Origin of the sequence: Aliiroseovarius subalbicans, assembly GCF_022678625.1 — a bacterium.
Lineage (GTDB): Bacteria > Pseudomonadota > Alphaproteobacteria > Rhodobacterales > Rhodobacteraceae > Aliiroseovarius_A > Aliiroseovarius_A subalbicans.
In genome coordinates this window covers 733,976-746,754 of sequence record NZ_JALBYQ010000001.1, presented here as the reverse complement: position 1 = coordinate 746,754, position 12,779 = coordinate 733,976, and the positions used below count along the sequence as shown (strand labels likewise).

At 62.0% G+C, this 12,779-nt stretch carries 13 protein-coding genes; 10 read left to right on the top strand and 3 right to left on the bottom strand.

Annotation, left to right across the window (positions count from 1 at the left end):
• Window positions 1–44: 44 nt before the first annotated feature.
• Genes uvrA through MN188_RS03670 form a run of 4 tightly spaced genes read left to right on the top strand, consistent with a single transcriptional unit; the run spans window position 45 to window position 5,190 of the window.
• Window positions 45–2,933, top strand: coding sequence for an excinuclease ABC subunit UvrA (uvrA, locus tag MN188_RS03685; protein WP_242106250.1), 2,889 nt, complete (start codon window positions 45–47; stop codon window positions 2,931–2,933).
• Window positions 2,930–3,355: an NUDIX hydrolase gene (locus MN188_RS03680; RefSeq protein ID WP_242106249.1), complete on the top strand. Its 426-nt coding sequence runs from the start codon at window positions 2,930–2,932 to the stop codon at window positions 3,353–3,355. The genes uvrA and MN188_RS03680 overlap by 4 nt, the downstream gene beginning before the upstream one ends.
• Window positions 3,352–4,248 carry a patatin-like phospholipase family protein gene (locus MN188_RS03675; RefSeq protein WP_242106248.1) on the top strand — a complete coding sequence of 299 codons (897 nt, stop codon included), beginning with the start codon at window positions 3,352–3,354 and terminating at the stop codon, window positions 4,246–4,248. Before MN188_RS03680 ends, MN188_RS03675 begins: the two co-directional genes overlap by 4 nt.
• 51 nt (window positions 4,249–4,299) lie before the next feature.
• The gene (locus tag MN188_RS03670; RefSeq protein WP_242106247.1) at window positions 4,300–5,190 is read left to right on the top strand and encodes a hypothetical protein; all 891 of its coding nucleotides are present in this window, start codon (window positions 4,300–4,302) and stop codon (window positions 5,188–5,190) included.
• Here the strand turns inward: MN188_RS03670 and MN188_RS03665 are convergent.
• Complete coding sequence (locus tag MN188_RS03665) at window positions 5,187–6,194, bottom strand: Fe(3+) ABC transporter substrate-binding protein (RefSeq protein WP_242106246.1); 1,008 nt, start codon at window positions 6,192–6,194, stop codon at window positions 5,187–5,189. The two genes, MN188_RS03670 and MN188_RS03665, sit on opposite strands and share 4 nt — an antisense overlap.
• A gap of 70 nt (window positions 6,195–6,264) precedes the next feature.
• On the bottom strand, window positions 6,265–7,086 hold the full coding sequence (mazG, locus tag MN188_RS03660; RefSeq protein WP_242106245.1) for a nucleoside triphosphate pyrophosphohydrolase: 822 nt from the start codon (window positions 7,084–7,086) through the stop codon (window positions 6,265–6,267).
• Between the two features lie 64 nt (window positions 7,087–7,150).
• On the opposite strand from mazG, the gene MN188_RS03655 reads away from it, so the two are divergent.
• The 3 genes from MN188_RS03655 to MN188_RS03645 all read left to right on the top strand — a co-directional run bounded on the left by MN188_RS03655 (window position 7,151) and on the right by MN188_RS03645 (window position 9,797).
• Window positions 7,151–8,305, top strand: a complete 1,155-nt coding sequence (locus MN188_RS03655) for a M20 aminoacylase family protein (RefSeq protein WP_242106244.1) — start codon at window positions 7,151–7,153, stop codon at window positions 8,303–8,305.
• Between the two features lie 67 nt (window positions 8,306–8,372).
• Window positions 8,373–9,332 carry an agmatinase gene (gene speB, locus MN188_RS03650; RefSeq protein ID WP_242106243.1) on the top strand — a complete coding sequence of 320 codons (960 nt, stop codon included), beginning with the start codon at window positions 8,373–8,375 and terminating at the stop codon, window positions 9,330–9,332.
• Between the two features lie 48 nt (window positions 9,333–9,380).
• Complete coding sequence (locus tag MN188_RS03645) at window positions 9,381–9,797, top strand: DUF1499 domain-containing protein (RefSeq protein ID WP_242106242.1); 417 nt, start codon at window positions 9,381–9,383, stop codon at window positions 9,795–9,797.
• Here MN188_RS03645 and MN188_RS03640 read toward each other — a convergent pair.
• Complete coding sequence (locus MN188_RS03640; RefSeq protein ID WP_338023231.1) at window positions 9,741–9,968, bottom strand: hypothetical protein; 228 nt, start codon at window positions 9,966–9,968, stop codon at window positions 9,741–9,743. The genes MN188_RS03645 and MN188_RS03640 overlap by 57 nt on opposite strands.
• A 116-nt stretch (window positions 9,969–10,084) precedes the next feature.
• Between MN188_RS03640 and prfA the strand changes: the two genes are divergently transcribed.
• The 3 genes from prfA to MN188_RS03625 all read left to right on the top strand — a co-directional run bounded on the left by prfA (window position 10,085) and on the right by MN188_RS03625 (window position 12,755).
• Window positions 10,085–11,140, top strand: coding sequence for a peptide chain release factor 1 (prfA, locus tag MN188_RS03635; RefSeq protein WP_242106241.1), 1,056 nt, complete (start codon window positions 10,085–10,087; stop codon window positions 11,138–11,140).
• Complete coding sequence (gene prmC, locus MN188_RS03630) at window positions 11,137–11,970, top strand: peptide chain release factor N(5)-glutamine methyltransferase (RefSeq protein ID WP_242106240.1); 834 nt, start codon at window positions 11,137–11,139, stop codon at window positions 11,968–11,970. Before prfA ends, prmC begins: the two co-directional genes overlap by 4 nt.
• 251 nt (window positions 11,971–12,221) lie before the next feature.
• Entirely contained in the window at window positions 12,222–12,755 is a 534-nt protein-coding gene (locus tag MN188_RS03625; protein ID WP_242106239.1) for a DUF4167 domain-containing protein, read from the top strand.
• The last annotated feature ends 24 nt before the right edge of the window (window positions 12,756–12,779 follow it).

Sequence of the window (12,779 nt, the reverse complement as noted above, 5' to 3'; positions counted from 1 at the left end):
GACAAAGATCACCTATCTGTTAAGGGCTGATTAAGGGGTGCCCCATGGCCGAGCTGAAGAACATCGAAGTGCGCGGCGCGCGCGAGCATAATCTGAAAAACATCGACGTGGACATTCCGCGTGATCAGCTGGTCGTGATCACCGGCCTGTCCGGCTCGGGCAAATCCTCGCTCGCCTTCGATACCATTTACGCCGAAGGGCAGCGGCGCTATGTGGAATCTTTGTCCGCATATGCGCGTCAATTCCTTGATATGATGGAAAAACCCGATGTGGATCACATTTCGGGCCTCAGCCCGGCGATCTCCATCGAGCAAAAGACGACATCGAAGAACCCGCGCTCAACCGTCGGCACTGTGACCGAGATCTATGACTATCTGCGGCTTCTGTTCGCGCGCGCAGGCACGCCCTATTCCCCCGCCACCGGCAAACCGATCGAGGCGCAGCAGGTGCAGGACATGGTTGACCGCGTGATGACGATGGAGGAGGGCACGCGCGCCTACCTTCTGGCCCCGATCGTGCGCGACCGCAAAGGCGAATACCGAAAGGAATTCCTGGACTTGCAGAAAAAGGGATTTCAGCGCGTGAAGGTCGATGGCGGGTTTTACGACCTTGAGGACGCGCCGAAGCTGGACAAGAAACTGCGTCACGACATCGACGTTGTGGTCGACCGGATCATTGTGCGCGAAGGGATGGAGACCCGTCTGGCCGACAGTTTCCGCACCGCGCTGGATCTGGCCGACGGCATCGCCATTCTGGAAACCGCGCCCAAGCCCGAGGATGGCGAGCCGGAACGGCACACATTTTCCGAACGCTTCGCCTGTCCGGTGTCGGGCTTCACCATTCCGGAAATCGAACCGCGGCTGTTTTCCTTCAACGCGCCGTTTGGCGCTTGCCCGGAATGTGACGGGCTGGGCAAGGAACTGTTCTTTGACGAACGCCTTGTTGTGCCCGATGCCACGCTGAAGGTCTATGACGGCGCATTGGCGCCCTGGCGCAAGGGCAAATCGCCCTATTTCCTGCAAACGATTGAATCGATTGCCCGTCATTACGATTTCGACAAGAACACGCCGTGGAAGGACCTGCCGAAAGCGGTGCAGCAGCTGTTTCTCTATGGTTCGGGTAAGGAAGAGATCAAGTTCCGCTTTGACGAAGGCGGGCGGGTCTATGAGGTCACACGCCCCTTTGAAGGGGTCATTCCGAACATGGAACGGCGCTACCGCGAGACGGATTCGAATTGGATCCGCGAGGAATTCGAGCGGTATCAGAACAACCGCCCTTGCGGCGCCTGCGGCGGCTATCGCCTGCGGGACGAAGCGCTGGCGGTGAAGATCGGTCCCGCCGATGGCGGGCAAGACCAGCTTCTGCACGCGGGCCAGGTGGTCGAAATGTCGATCCGCGAGGCGTTCGATTGGTGCAAGACGGTGCCGGAACAGCTGAGCCCGCAGAAAAACGAGATCGCCCGCGCGATCCTGAAGGAAATCCGCGAACGGCTGGGGTTCTTGAACAACGTCGGGTTGGAATACCTGTCCCTGTCGCGCAATTCCGGCACGCTGTCGGGCGGGGAAAGCCAACGCATCCGATTGGCCAGCCAGATCGGCAGCGGGTTGACCGGGGTGCTTTACGTGCTGGACGAGCCCTCGATCGGGCTGCACCAGCGCGACAACGGGCGACTGTTGGAAACGCTGAAGAACCTGCGTGACCAGGGCAACACGGTGATTGTCGTGGAGCACGACGAAGAAGCGATCCGCGAGGCGGATTATGTCTTCGACATCGGCCCAGGCGCCGGTGTGCATGGCGGCGAAATCGTTGGGCAGGGCTCGGTCGCGGACCTCTGCGCCAACCCGCACTCGATCACCGGGCAATATCTGACCGGATCACGTGAGATCGCGGTGCCCACAGAGCGGCGTAAGGGAAATAAGAAAAAGGTAAGCATTATCAAAGCGACAGGGAACAACCTTAAAGAAGTTTCCGCCGATTTTCCGCTGGCGAAATTCGTCTGTGTCACCGGGGTCAGCGGGGGCGGCAAGTCAACGCTGACGATTGAAACGCTGTTCAAGACCGCCTCGATGCGTCTGAATGGTGCACGCCAGACACCTGCGCCCTGTGAAACCATCAAGGGGCTGGAGCATCTGGACAAGGTGATCGACATTGACCAACGCCCAATTGGACGAACTCCTCGTTCAAATCCAGCGACTTACACCGGGGCCTTCACGCCGATTCGGGACTGGTTCGCCGGCCTGCCGGAAAGCAAGGCGCGTGGTTACAAGCCCGGACGCTTCAGCTTCAACGTGAAGGGCGGGCGGTGCGAAGCGTGTCAGGGCGACGGTGTCATCAAGATCGAAATGCATTTCCTGCCGGATGTTTATGTCGAATGCGAAACCTGCAAAGGCGCGCGCTATAACCGTGAGACGTTGGAGATACAGTTCAAGGGTAAATCAATCGCCGACGTGCTGGATATGACCGTCGAGGAAGCACAGGATTTCTTCAAGGCGGTGCCGTCGATCCGCGAAAAGATGGACGCGCTGATGCGGGTTGGGCTGAGCTATATCAAGGTCGGTCAGCAGGCCACGACCCTGTCGGGGGGCGAGGCGCAGCGGGTGAAACTATCAAAAGAGCTCAGCAAGCGGTCCACCGGGCGCACGCTGTATATTCTGGATGAACCAACCACCGGTCTTCACTTCGAAGACGTCCGCAAGTTGTTGGAAGTGCTTCATGAATTGGTTGATCAAGGCAACACAGTCGTGGTGATTGAACACAATCTAGACGTGGTGAAAACCGCCGACCATATCATCGACATTGGCCCCGAGGGCGGTGATGGCGGCGGGCGCATCGTGGCCGTGGGAACGCCTGAGGAGGTCGCAGGCGTGGCTGAAAGCCACACCGGGCATTACCTCAAGGACATGCTGCCCGCGACTTCGGTGGCGGCGCAATGAGTGGCGGGCCGGAGCTTGCCGCACTGGCCGTGGTCCTGCGCGGCGACGCGGTCTTGATGGTGCAGCGTGGCAAAGCACCGGATCGGGGTCTGTGGGGTTTTCCCGGCGGCCGGGTGGAGCCGGGCGAAACCATCGCCCGCGCCGTCATTCGCGAATTGGCCGAAGAAACCGGGGTCAGCGCCACCGCTGGCCCGGTTCTGGGTGAAACCGAGGTGATCCGGCGCGACGACGGGCGGGTCACGCATCATTATACGCTGATCGCGGTCGCCTGCGCCTATGGCACCGGGGAGCCAGTGGCGGGTGATGACGCGGCGGACGCACGTTGGGTGCCGCTGGACGATGTGTTCGACGCAAAGCTGCCGATGAGCGACGGCGTCGCGCGGCTGTTGTCGCTTGCGCTTGCACGTCGGGCAGCGGCATGAGCGCGCCCTGCATCGGCCTGGCGCTGGGATCGGGCGGCGCGCGGGGCTGGTGCCACATCGGCGTTCTGCGCGCGTTGGACGAATTGGGCGTGAAGCCTGCATTGGTCGCGGGCTGTTCGATGGGCGCACTTGTGGGCGTGGCTTGGGCCGCCGACAAACTGGACGCGTTGGAGGATTGGGTGCGTGCCCTGACGCCGGCAAAATTCGTCGGCCTGATGGATATTCGTCTGGGATCGGGCGGGCTTGTAGATGCGCGTGAAATCGAAAACCTTCTGAAAACCTTGGGTATTCCTGATCGAATTGAAGATCTGCCCCGGCCCTTCGCCGCCGTGGCCACTGACATGGAGACCGGGCGCGAGTTGTGGTTCCAGGACGGGCCGACCTATGCCGCCGTGCGCGGATCGGCGGGTATTCCAGGTGTGATGAGCCCGATCCGTCATCAGGGACATTGGCTGTTGGATGGCGGGTTGACCAACCCGGTGCCGGTGTCCACCGCGCGGGCCTTGGGGTCGGAGATCACAATTGCCGTGAATCCGGATGCCAAGCCGCATGGGCGCATCTGGCAACCCAAACCTGCCACCAGCGCCGAGGCCTGGGCGGCATCGAAGCTGCCGGTGGAGTGGCAAAAGGCGCTGAACCTGAACCCTGAAGCGAAGGGTGCGCCGGGAAAACCGAATTATTTCGACGTGTTGACGGCTGCAATTGATGTGATGACGGACCAGATCCGGCGGTCACGTCTGGCCGGAGAGCCGCCACATGTGCTGTTGAACATGGCCTTCACCGATCTCACCATTTTGGAGCTGCATCGCGGCGCCGAAGCGATCGAGATGGGCTATCGCATCACCCTTGCCCATGCCGCGTTGATCAAGGAGGTCTGCGGCGGCACGTCGTGATGGTCAAGCCGCGCGCCCGGCGCTAGGATGCGCGCAAAACGAGAGGCGAGCATGGCCGAGGTTCACATTCACGCGGGCGCACACCGCACCGGCTCCAGCGCGGTGCAGATGTTTCTTGACTTGAACGCGACAGAAATCCGGTCGCAGGGGTTTGATTTGGCCTATGCCGGGCGCGACGGGGCTGAGGGCGGAGCGCTGAAGCTATGGTTGCCCGCCCCGCGCCATTCCGCGAAGGAACGCAATTGGCGTGCGATGAAAGCGCAGGGAAACCTGGCCAAACACGCTACCGGAGATCGTCCGCTGATCTTGTCCGAGGAAAACATCATCGGGCGAATGACGCCGTTCTATGCGGGGAAGTTCTATCCCCACGCCGAGGGGCGTCTGAGCTTTCTGCGCGATGTGCTGGAGGGGCGTTCGGTGGGCAATCTGCTGTTCCTGCTGCGCCCTTATGACAGCCTGTTCGTGTCGGCCTATCGCAAGCGGGCTGAGGAAAACAAGGTGCGCGATTTCGATGAGATCGCACCGGGGATGGCTGGGTTTCAGGGTGGTTGGCCCGAGATTGTGCGCCTGATCCGCGATGTGTTGACCCCGCGTCGCCTGATTGTGTTGCCTTATGGCAGACCGCGCACCGAGGTTGCTTTGGCCAAGCTGTTCGTCCCGGAGCTTGACACCAGCGCGATGAGAGACCCAGCTAAGGCGGTGAATGCCAGCCTGTCAGACGCCGCGCTGCACGCGCTGCAGGCGCGGTGGCGTGCGGGCGAGGAGGCTGCGCGTGCCACGGTTGAAGCGGCTCGGGCAGAGTTCGCGGACACGAAGGCAGACAAGCCCTTCGCGGCTTTTTCCGTGGCGCAAGCCGCGACGTTACGCGCGCGCTATGACGCGGACCTGGATCAGATCCGCGCCTTTTCGGGCGTTGAATTCACAGAGAAACTGCCGCTCTAGCCGTCGAAATCGACAGCCTCGATCAGTTTAAGCGCGGCCGGTCTCTGGGCCGCCACATCCATCAGGTTCATCCCGTCCGGCGTGAAGCTGCCCCAGCTGGCCACCAGCGGATCAGCCGTTGCGCCCGGTGCGATCGGGTATTCGAACACTTTCTCGGCATAGATCTGCTGCGCGTCGACCGAGGTCAGGAATTCCATCAGCTTGATGGCGTCTTCCTTGTGCGGCGCGTGTTTGGTCAGCGCCATGCCCGACAGGTTCACATGGGTGCCGCTGCCTTCGAAAACGGGGAACAGGATTCGAACGCTTTCGGCCCAGTCCTTTTGCTCCTCATCCGCCAGCATCGCGCCCATGTAGTAGGTGTTGCCCAGCGACAGGTCGCATTCACCCGCCCAGATCGCCTTGACCTGCGCGCGGTCGTTGCCCTGGGGCTTGCGCGCCAGGTTTTCTTTTACACCCTCCAGCCAGGCGCGGGTGGCCTCTTCGCCATTGTGGTGCAGGAACGCTGCGACCAAGGCCAGCGTATAGGCATGGGTGCCCGACCGGGTGCAGATGCGCCCTTTCCACTTCGGGTCTGCCAAGTCTTCGTAGCTTGTCACCTCGCCTTCGGCGACCCGGTCGCGCGACGCATAGACAACGCGGGCACGAGAGGTCAGTCCGAACCATTCATTGCCGGGATCGCGGTAGGCATCCGGCACGTTTGCAGCCAGCACGTCGCTTTCGACCGGCTGGGTCAGCCCCGCGGCCACAACGGCGGCAAGGCGGGAAATGTCGGTGGTTAGAACCAGATCCGCGGGGGTGCGGCGCCCCTCGGCGGTCAGGCGTTCGATCACGCCTTTCGACAGGAAGGCCACGTTCACATCAATGCCGGTTTCTTTGGTGAAGGCGTCCATCAGCGGCTGGATCAGTTCGGGCTGTCGATAGGAATAGACGTTTACTTCGTCAGCGAGCGCGGGCAGGGCGATCGACAGGGTGAGTAGGGCGGACAGGGGCAGGGCGCGGTTCATCGGTCTCTCCGTTGCGTTTGCAACGTATAAGCCCGAGTCTTTCGCTCAGGTCAATACCTGATTAAAAAAGTCAGCTACCTTTTTCATCCCGTTTCACCGCGTTCCACAGCGCGTCCATCTCCTCCAACGTCGATTGATCGGGTGTGCGCCCCTGTGCGGCCAACCGCGTCTCGATGCCGGCAAACCGACGTTCGAACTTGGCATTTGCGTGCCTCAGCGCCTCTTCGGGCTCGATGCCCAGGTGCCGCGCCAGGTTCGCCATGACAAACAAAAGATCGCCGAATTCTTCGCGAATCTCTTCATGCCCCAGGCTGTCGCGCGCCTCGACCAGCTCGGTCATCTCTTCATGCACCTTGTCGAGCACCGGGCCGGTGTCGGGCCAGTCGAAGCCCACCCGCGCGGCGCGTTTTTGCAGCTTGCCCGCCCGTAAAAGCGCTGGAAGGCCCACCGCGACGCCCTCCAGCACGCCCTTTTCGGCCCGCGCGGCGCGTTCAGCGGCCTTGATGGTTTCCCAATCCACGGTCTGCTGATCGGCGGATTTGTCCCGGCTTTCATCGCCAAACACATGAGGGTGACGCGCCACCATCTTGTCCGACATCGTGTCGGCCACCTCATCAAAGGTGAACATCCCGGCCTCTTCGGCCATCTGGGCGTGGAACACCGACTGAAACAGAAGATCGCCCAGCTCGCCCTTCAGCTCGCCCCAAGCCTCGCGCTCGATGGCGTCGGCGACCTCATAGGCTTCTTCGATTGTATAGGGCGCGATGGTGGCGAAGGTTTGTTCGATATCCCAGGGGCAGCCGGTATCCGGATCCCGCAACCGGCGCATGATTTCCAAAAGTCGCGCCATGCCGCCATGCGGGTCGTGAACCAGGTCGTCGGAATTGCTCATTGCGCTTTGGCCCCATTTCGGTGAACTCTTCCCGGCATAGCACGCGTTCAGACAGGAGCAACCCATGCCGATCATCAACCGCATCGCCGACTACGCCGAGGACATGACGACATGGCGCCGCTGGATGCATATGCACCCCGAGCTGGGATTGGAGTGTCATGAAACCGCCGCCTATGTGGTCGACCGGCTGAAAGAGTTTGGCGTCGATGAGATCCACGAACAAATCGGTGTCTCGGGTGTGGTCGCGATCATCAACGGGCAGGGCGACGGCGGCACGATCGGTCTGCGCGCCGACATGGACGCGCTGCCAATGCCGGAAGAGACCGGCCTGGACTATGCGTCCACGGTTGAAGGGCGCATGCATGCTTGTGGACATGACGGGCATACCACGATGCTATTGGGGGCCGCGAAATACCTGGCGGAAACGCGGCGCTTTGCCGGCAAGGTCGCGCTGATCTTCCAACCGGCCGAGGAAAACGGCGGCGGCGCCAAGGTGATGTGCGACGAAGGCATGATGGACCGCTTTGGCGTCGACCAAGTTTACGGCATCCACAACGTGCCGGATCAGGAGTTCGGTCAGTTCTTCGCCCGCACCGGGCCGCTTTTGGCCGCAGTCGATACCTTCACCGTCACGCTGAAAGGGCAGGGTGGTCACGGCGCCTACCCGCAAGAGACCCGCGACCCGGTGATTGCGGCGGCGGGGCTGGCGATGGCCTTGCAGACCGTGGTCAGCCGCAATGTGCATGCGGTCGATCAACTGGTCGTGTCGGTGACGCAGATCCACGGGGGATCGGCCGAGAACGTGATCGCGGACAGCGCCTGGATTCAGGGCACCGTGCGCAGTTTCAAACCCGAGGTGCGCGACATGGCCGAACGGCGCATTCGCGCAATCATCGAAGGTCAGGCCGCGTCTTTCGATGTGACCGCCGAAATCGAGTATGAGCGGGGCTACCCCGCCACGGTGAACCATCAATCCGGCGTCGACATGGCGGCAAAGGCGGCCCTGGACGTGGCCGGGCAGGTTGATCTGGAGCGTGACCCGGAAATGGGCGCCGAGGATTTCGCCTATATGCTGGAAGAACGCCCCGGTGCGTATTTCTTCCTGGGCATCGGCCCGGGGGCCGGGCTGCACAATCCGAAATACGATTTCAACGACGACGCCGCACCGATTGGGGCGAGTTTCTTTGCCCGTCTGGTTGAAACCGCGCAGCCTTTGTAACCCGCCCCTTGCGAATTTGATCAAATTCTGAGATCAAGGACGGACCAAATAACAGAGAGGCCGAGCGATGGGACTGGAAGACGCAAGCAAAGAGGTGGACACGGCGTTCACGCGCGATGGCTTCAAGGGTCTGTCGTTTGAAAACACCTTCGGTGGCGTGACCTCGTTCCTGCGCCGCACCCTGACCAAGGACCTGACCGGCGTCGACCTGGCTGTGACCGGTATTCCGTTCGATCAGGCGGTGACCAACCGCCCCGGTACCCGGCTGGGACCGCGCGCGATCCGCGAAGCCTCGGCGCTGCAATCGCCCGATGCGCCCTATGGCTGGGGCTTTGATCCGCTGTCTGAATTTGCCATCGCAGACTACGGCGATCTGGCCTTTGACTATGCCCATATCGACCAGTTCCCGGCAGCGCTTGAGGCGCATTTCACGGGCATTCTGGATCAGGGGGCCGCGACACTGACCCTGGGCGGCGATCACTATATCACCTTCCCGATCCTGCGCGCGTATGTGAAGAAGCACGGGCCGCTCAGCCTGCTTCAGTTTGATGCCCACACCGACACCTGGCCTGATGATGACATGACCCGCGTCGATCACGGCACGATGTTCTACAAGGCGGTGAAAGAAGGGCTGATTGACCCGGCAACCTCGGTTCAGGTCGGCATTCGCACCCACAATGACGACACGCTGGGCGTGAATATCATTGACGCGCGTGAGGTGCATGAACGTGGTCCGGTTGAAACCGCAAAAAAGATCAAGTCGATCCTGGGCGACAACAAGACCTATCTGACCTTCGACATCGACGGGCTGGACCCGGCCTTTGCGCCCGGCACTGGCACCCCGGTCTGGGGCGGGCTAACCTCGGCGCAGGCATCGATCATCTTGCGCGATCTGGCGGGGATCAACCTGGTTGGCGGCGATATTGTCGAGGTTTCACCGCCGTTTGACACCACCGGGGCCACCGCGATTGCGGGTGCCCATGTGGCGATGGAAATCCTGTGCCTGTGGTGCTGGACCCGACGCTGACGCAGCGGAACGATGGTCACGACGCGCGCCCGACCCTATGGAAAGGCAATGACTTACCTGTTGTTGCTGCCCGTCCTTCTTGTTGTTCTCTTCGCGCTCGGGGTGCGCCTGGCGCCCAGTGACCCCGCGCGCTGGCATGGTGACGTTCCGCTGGCCCCTGCACGGTTTGAGGGAGGGCGAATCGAGGTGATCGCGGGCGATGCCGATACCTTCCGCCATCTGGCTGAGATCGCGCAGGCCACACCACGCACGCAGATCCTGGCGGGCAGCGCCACAACCGGACACCTGACCTTGATCACGCGCTCGAAACTCTGGGGTTTTCCAGATTACACTACGATGCAGCTAACGGAGGGGCAGATCGCGCTTTACGCGCGGCTGCGCTTTGGCAGCTCAGACACGGGCGTGAATTCAGCCCGGTTGGATGACTGGCTGCAACGCCTTGAGGCGGTCGACCAAGGACGATGACACGCAGCCTTCGCCGGTGTCGCGCCACATCGGGTTGGTCAGGCTCATCTCACAGCGCGCCAGAAACGCGCGATCGTTCACGAAAAGGCAGATGACCTCTCCCAATTCGACCCGATCACCTTGAGTATCCGTGCAATAACAGTCGATCACGCGCCCATCCGGCGCGGTCACATCAGCCCATGTTGGCCCTGCGAGGAGGGCCGCTATCAATGCTATTCTCCACATGGGCACATTATACCACCAAACCCGCCCCTTGACCAATTCCCGACGATGGGGGACACGGGGTCATGGTTCCGATGGATAAACTTGACGCGATCACCCAGCGTTTTCAATTTCTTGAGGCCCGGATGGCCGAAGGGCTGTCTGGCGATGAAATTGCGGCCGTAGGGCGCGAATATGCCGAGCTGAAGCCGGTGGTCGAAGAAATCGCAAGCTTTCGTCAGCTTTTGTCCGATCTGGAGGAGGCCGAGGCGCTGCTGGCCGACCCCGAGATGAAGGAGCTGGCGGAGGAAGAACTGCCGGGCCTGCGTGACCGCCTGCCCGTGGTCGAACAGGCGATGCGGCTGGCGCTGTTGCCGAAAGACGCCGCCGACGCGCGCCCCGCGATGATTGAAATCCGCCCCGGAACCGGAGGGGATGAGGCCGCGCTGTTCGCGGCAGACCTGTTGCGCATGTATCAACGATACGCCGAAGCGCGTGGCTGGAAATTCGAGATCATGGAACAGACACTGACCGAGCTGGGCGGCATCAAGGATGTGACCGCCCATGTGAAGGGCGACGGAGTCTTTGCGCGGTTAAAATACGAAAGCGGCGTGCACCGGGTCCAGCGGGTGCCGGAAACGGAATCGGGCGGGCGCATTCACACGTCGGCGGCGACCGTTGCGGTGCTGCCCGAAGCTGAAGACGTCGATATCCAGATCGACGCGCAGGATATCCGCATCGATACAATGCGCGCCTCAGGCGCTGGTGGCCAGCACGTGAACACGACGGATTCCGCCGTGCGCATCACCCACATTCCGACCGGAATCATTGTCGTTTCCAGCGAGAAATCGCAGCACCGCAACCGTGAGATTGCAATGCAGGTGCTGAAAACCCGCCTGTTCGACCTGGAACGCCAGCGGGTTGACGACGAACGCGCGGCGGATCGGAAAAGCCAGGTGGGCTCGGGCGATCGCTCGGAACGCATTCGCACCTACAATTTTCCCCAGGGCCGCATGACGGATCACCGCATTGGTCTCACGCTTTATAAGCTGGATCAGGTGATGCAGGGCGATCTTGACGAGATCATAGACGCGCTGACCTCGGAAGATCAGGCGGCGCAGCTGGCGGACATGGAGGGATGACCGGATCCGAGGCGCTGGCGCAGGCGGTTCGCGATCTGCGCGGGGCAGGGGTCGACGACCCAGCCCGCGACGCGCGCCGTTTGCTGGCGATGGCAATGGGGATTGACCCCGGCCGGCTGACCCTGCATCTGCATGACGCGCTTGGCCCCGGCGAGGAAGCGCGCTTTCGCGAGCACATCCAAGCGCGGCTTACCCGCCAGCCGGTGGCACAGATCGTCGGCTACCGCGACTTTTACGGCCGCCGCTTCATCGTCACTCCCGCAGTGCTGGATCCCCGCCCGGATACCGAAATCCTGATCGAGGCCGCGCTGGCCGAACCTTTTGACACTGTGTTGGATCTGGGCACCGGGTCGGGCTGCATCCTCTTGACCTTGTTGAAGGAAATGCCGGGAGCCTGGGGGTTGGGCACCGACCTGTCACCCAAGGCGTTAGAAGTCGCGAAGCAGAACCGCACCGCGCTCAGGTTGGACGGCCCCGCTGTGCTGCGCGAAGGGAGTTGGTTCGACGCGGTCGAAGGTGGGCCCTTTGACCTGATCGTGTCAAACCCGCCCTATATTGCGGAGGGCGACATGGCTGGGCTGGCGCCCGAGGTGCGCGACTGGGAACCCACGATGGCGCTGACGCCCGGGGGCGACGGGCTGGACGCTTATCGCATCATCAGCGCAGGCGCGCAGGCGCATCTGGTGCCGGGCGGGCGCTTGATGGTTGAAATCGGCCCGGATCAAGGCGATGCGGTCGCCGCGCTGTTCACCGCCGCGGGCTTTGAAAACACCCGCATCCTGCCTGATCTGGATGGACGGGACCGGGTCGTGGTCGGTAACGCCCCGTAAAGAAATTCACGTCAGACTGGTGCAAACCCGCCGAAACGCAGGAAAAACCGCAGGAAATCCGCCGAAACCGCGCCATTTATGGGAAAAATTGCAAATCCCACTTGTCTTGGCGGCGTGGGCATGGTTACTCAGACACAGGCAACGGGCTTGTGTTCTCAAACCCCCGTCGCCGATATGCCCAAAATGTCGGACCATTTCCGCGCAGATGCGCCGGGTCCGGTCAGAGCCACGAAGGCCGAAAGCAAGTCCTTATGAAATCTTCGAGATCACGTTCGCGCGGGAAGTCCAACCGCAACCGCAGCAACAACAACCCCGGAAACAACCTCAACCGGGTGTTCGACAGCTCTGGCCCCGAGGGCAAGGTGCGTGGCACCCCGCAGCAGATCATCGACAAATACAGTCAGCTGGCGCGCGATGCGCAATTGTCGAATGACCGCGTCGCGGCCGAGAATTTTCAGCAACACGCCGAACATTATACCCGCCTGCAGGGCGAGGCGCAGCGTGACGCAGACGCGCGCCGCGCCGCTGCCGACGAGCAGAACCGCCAGCGGCAGGAACGCGAGCGCGAAGCCCGCGAGGCCCGCGAGGCACGCAACGCTGAACGGCGCGAAACGGATCAGGCGGCTGCGCCGCAACCGGACATGGTGGAAAGCCCCGTCGACACCGGCCTGGTCGAGACCCCGGAAAACGCGCCGAAAAAACGCGCCAGCCGGTCGCGCAAACCCAAGGCAAAACCCGATGACGCCGCCAGCGTCGCCCCGGAAAATCCCGAGGCTGCAGAATAAAGAAAAGGCCCTGTCGATCTGACA